This is a genomic window from Asaia sp. SF2.1, from assembly GCF_000505765.1.
In the GTDB taxonomy this organism is placed as follows: domain Bacteria; phylum Pseudomonadota; class Alphaproteobacteria; order Acetobacterales; family Acetobacteraceae; genus Asaia; species Asaia bogorensis.
In genome coordinates, this window is record NZ_AYXS01000011.1 from 40,576 (window position 1) to 45,337 (window position 4,762).

Annotated in this window: 3 protein-coding genes; 1 reads left to right on the forward strand and 2 read right to left on the reverse strand. The window is 61.9% G+C overall.

Annotated elements, in window-relative coordinates:
* Both P792_RS26370 and P792_RS26375 read right to left on the reverse strand, forming a co-directional pair.
* Nucleotides 1-1,186, reverse strand: a 1,186-nt coding sequence (locus tag P792_RS26370) for a TldD/PmbA family protein (protein WP_035439601.1), incomplete at its 3' end; no start/stop codon positions are given.
* Between the two features lie 112 nt (nt 1,187-1,298).
* Entirely contained in the window at nt 1,299-2,432 is a 1,134-nt protein-coding gene (locus tag P792_RS26375) for an MFS transporter (protein WP_023978319.1), read from the reverse strand.
* Nucleotides 2,433-2,648: 216 nt separating this feature from the next.
* Here P792_RS26375 and treF point away from each other — a divergent pair.
* Nucleotides 2,649-4,762: alpha,alpha-trehalase TreF (gene treF / locus P792_RS0118585; RefSeq protein ID WP_023978320.1), on the forward strand; the 2,114-nt coding region annotated here is incomplete at its 3' end.

Genomic DNA, 4,762 nt, shown 5'->3' on the forward strand with positions numbered 1-4,762 from the left:
CGACCGCATAGAGGCCCTTTCTGGTCGAGCGGATCATCTCTTCTGTTGTGGCATCACCGCCCAGCATGAGGGTGTTGGTCATGCGTGGCAGTGGCGCATGGGCATAGGATTGGCGACGCCCATTGCCGGTTGGCGCCACACCCATCAGTCGGGCATTCAGCCGGTCCTGAATGAAGCCGCGCAGGATGCCATCCTCGATCATGACCGTGCGACCCGAGGGAGTACCTTCATCATCAATAGTCAGTGAGCCGCGCCCTTCAGCCAGCGTTCCGTCATCCACCACGGTCACGCCGGGGGCGGCCACGCGCTTGCCGACCATATTGCTGAAGCTCGACGTGCCCTTGCGGTTGAAATCACCCTCCAGCCCGTGCCCGACCGCTTCATGCAGCAGGATGCCGGGCCAGCCCGGGCCGAGCACGACATCCATTTCGCCAGCGGGTGCCGGGCCGGCCTCGAGACTGACCTTGGCGCGGCGTACCGCTTCGTCCACCGCTTCCTGCCATGTTTCGCGCCCCAGCAGGCGTGACAGGCTGTAGCGTCCGCCCATACCGCGGCTGCCACTCTCGCGACGTCCATCGCGCTCAAGCACCACCGACACATTGAGCCTGACGAGGGGGCGCAGATCGGCGGTGCGAAAACCTGAATCGCGCATGATCTGTACCGCTTGCCACTCTGTCGCGATGCTGGCCGAGACCTGCACCACTTCGGGCCCGAGACCACGCGCATAGGTGTCGATCTCACCCAGTACGGCGGCGCGCGCGGCAAAATCCGTATCGCTCAGGGGGCTTTCAGGTGCGTAAAGACGGCGGTTCGTGGCCTGCGGCGGCGCGGCAGGTGTGCCGCTGCGCCCCTGACGCACGACCGAGACCGCACCTGCTGCACGCTCCAGAGCGCTTTTGCTGATCTCGTCGGAATGCGCAAAGCCGGTTTCGGGACCGATGACGGAACGCAGACCGAACCCCGATGACGTATCGAAGCTGGCGGAGCGTATCACGCCGTCATCAAGCACAATGGACTCGCTTTCGCGATATTCGAGGAAGAGCTCGCCATCCTCGATGCCCTCAAGCGACCGGCTGACGATTTTCTCCGCCTCATCCCGCGTCAGGGTGCTGTCTGCCCGTTCGAAAAACAGGCGATCGGTCACAGCAAGGGCAGAAAGGGGCGTGGCGTCGGCGTGAGAGGTCATGATTCCCAAAAGCTCCTTCTTGAACCCAGACACATGGCCTCTCCGCCCTTCAAATGCGAGGGGAAACCCGACACAGGGATAAAAAACATCCCCGATGGCCGGGTTGGTGGCGTCAGCTCTGGCGGGCCAGACGACAGAATCCGGCCACAACAATCATCAGGGCTGCCAGCATGAGGAAAGCGCTGGAGAGGCTGGTGGCATGAGCGACCGCACCCACAAGGGCCGGTCCAGCCAGAATCCCGGCATAGCCTAGGGTGGTGATGGCTGCGACGGCGGTCGAGGCTTTCATGACCCGCTGTCGCCCGGCGCAATTATACAGCACAGGCACGATATTGGCGCAGCCAAGCCCGATCAGGAAGAACCCCGCCAGTGCGAGCGGGGCGTTAGGGGCCATCACGACCAGCGCAAATCCGCTCCCCGCGCAGAGCCCGCCCAGACCCATGATGAGCGGACGCCCGCATAGTGCAATGACGCGGTCGCCACTCAGTCGCCCAAGGGTCATGGCCGCCGCAAACACGGCGTAGCCCCAGCCCGGCTGTATGCCGAACGAGGATCGCCCCTGCAGAAACACAGCCCCCCAGTCGAGCACCGCGCCCTCGGCCAGAAAGGCAATGCCCGTCAGGAGTCCCAGCACCCAGACCAGCCCACGGGGCAGCGCGAAACCTTCGCCACCGCCCGGTTCGGGCTGATGCAGCAGTCCGGGCCACACACGAAGGGCCAGAACAAACACAAGGATCTGTCCTGACAGGATGATGGACCAGAGCGGCATACCGGTCAGGGTGAGCACAGGAGAAGCCGCAGCGCCTGCGGCCCCTCCAATGCTGAACCAGGCATGAAACCCCGAAAGCAGGGGCGTGTCGCTGCGCTGCTCGACCTCGACAGCTTGGATGTTGATGGCTGTCTCCACCGCACCGAGCCCGACGCCCAGCAGGAAAATGCCCAATGCCAGCCCCGGCAGAAAACTCAGCCATGACAGGGGCAGCAGTACCGCGCCGGCAAGGCCCAGCCCGCCAAGGGCGACGGGACGACAGCCCCAGCGGCCCACCCATAATCCGGCGAGAGGCATGCCCAGCACGGACCCGCAGCCGAGACAAAGCAGAAGCAGGCCCAGGCTGCCATCATTGAGCCCTGCATGATGTTTCACGACGGGGACAAGGCATGACCAGAGGGCAAATATGGCCCCCGTCAGAAAGAAGACGGTTCGTGTGCTGTTTTGCAACCTCTTCAGCTCTGGCCTGTTCATCATCAAAACCCGTCCTTCAGTGGCATGCATCGTCCATGTCTCAACAGGACTCTCCAATGCCATCGGACAGCGCGGGTGCGCATGACAAAACAATGCCATGCCGTCCGGGCGAGATTGCGAAGAGCCTGCTGCCCGGTCAGGCCGGGAGCCTGATACGGAGAAGGCAAACCAGCCCCTGAAGGATCGTGTTCACTGAAGAACCGCGCTCAAGGAGAGTTCATGACGCAGTCGGGCCATTCCCTTGCTTTCTCGCCACAACGCCAGCCCGGAAACGCTGGGCAATGGACGCGTCAGCGTAAATTATCGGCGTCGAAACTGCTTTGTCTGGGTGTGTCCCTGCTCGTTCTGGGCGGAGGTTGGGCGCAGGCTCAGGACAATAGCGCCGTAGCTAAGGCGTCTGCCTCCAGCGCAATGAATCCCCAGACTCCAGCGCATATCGATGCAACGGGCACGGAAAAAGAAACCCAAAATCCGGAAAAGGCGAGCAAGGCGAGTGACTCCCCGGCTGCGTCACCAGCGACGCAGCCCGAGAGCACAGGCTCGCAGGCACCATCACGCCGCGTTACGGTAGCAAGCGAAGCCGCACAGTCGCTGCATGTCGCCTCCGTGCCGCAGGATCTGCGTTCGCCTTCCATCGCGCTGGGTGGGCTTTTCGCCGCCATCGGCGGTGCGCATCTGGCGCCCGACTTCAAGAATGTCGCTGATTCGCGCCCGGACGAGGCCCCAGCCGATCTCCTGAACGACTGGGAAACGCAGCGGCATCATCCGGATTTCAATCTGCGTGATTTCTATCAGCAGCACTTCTCGCCGCCGATCAGGCGTGATGTGTCCTATCGACGCAAGGCGGATGAGAACATCTACGATTACATCCAGGGCATGTGGGGCGTTCTGACACGTCAGCCTGACAAGCCCATGTCCTACTCCTCGCTTCTACCCCTGCCTCATCCCTATGTGGTGCCCGGAGGCCGTTTTTCGGAGCTGTATTACTGGGACACGTATTTCACCATGATCGGTCTGTATGAGACCGGGCAATGGGATCTGCTGCGCGGGATGATCGGCGATATGGCATCGCTGATCGATCGCTATGACCATATTCCCAATGGCACACGCACCTATTATCTCAGCCGTTCAGAGCCGCCTTTCTTCTCGCTGATGGTCGATCTTCTGGCGCAGCATGACGGGCAGGGGGCCTATAAACGCTACCTCCCCCAATTGCAGAAAGAGTACGCCTACTGGATGGAAGGGGCGGACACGCTCAAGCCGGGTCAGGCCTATCGCCATGTGGTGCGCCTGAATGACGGAACCCTGCTGCTGCGCCATTGGGATGATCTCGATACGCCCCGTGATGAGAGTTATCCTGAAGACGTTGCAACGGCTGCCCGCGCGCCATCGCGCGCGCCTGCAGATGTCTATCGTGATCTGCGGGCCGGGTCGGAAACCGGTTGGGATTTCTCGTCACGCTGGCTGGCCGATGGCCATACACTGGCGACCATTCATACGACCGATCTGGCACCCATCGAGGTGAACGCGCTGATGGTGCATCTGGAGCAGACACTCGAACACGCTTACGCCCTGACAGGGCAACGCAAGCTGGCCAGGCTTTATGGTCAGCGCGCTGATGAGCGTGTTGCCGTCATGCGGCGTGTGTTCTGGGACGATGATCGTCAGGCCTTTTACGACTATGACTGGCGCAAGGGTCGCCTGACCGATGTGCTCTCAGCGGCGACAGCCATGCCCCTTTTCCTGCGTATTGCGTCGCAGGATCAGGCGATGGCGGTTGCGGAAACGATCCGGGACAAGCTTCTGCGGCCCGGTGGCATCATGGCGACCGACCATGAGAGCGGGCAGCAATGGGACGCGCCGAATGGCTGGGCACCTGAGGAGTGGATGGCCATCAAGGGGCTCAACAACTACGGCGATACGGAACTGGCCGAGACCATTGCCCGGCGCTGGATGGCGCGTGTGATCGGCACCTATGAAAAATCAGGTGTGCTGCTCGAGAAATACGATGTCGAATCCCCGACGATCAGTGCCACCGGAGGCAAGGGTGGGGGTGAATATCCCATGCAGATCGGCTTTGGCTGGACCAATGGCACCCTGCTTGGGCTGATGCGTCGCTATCCCGGCGACACGAGCACAATACTTCAGCGTAACCCGCTTTCGAGCCAACCACCGATCGATGTTCTGCCCCCAAGTGACCCCTATAGCGCGGTTGGTCCGGAGGCTAATGATCCAGTGATGGCCCCTGCGAAACCGGCAGGAGATGTCGAGACGGGTGCTCAGGAAAAAACCGCTCATGCGAGCGCCATAGATAGCGACGCGCAGCAGGTCGC

Coding starts and splice junctions, on each gene's coding strand:
- P792_RS26375 (WP_023978319.1), bottom strand. CDS start 2,432: ATGATGAACAGGCCAGAGCTGAAGAGGTTGCAAAACAGCACACGAACC.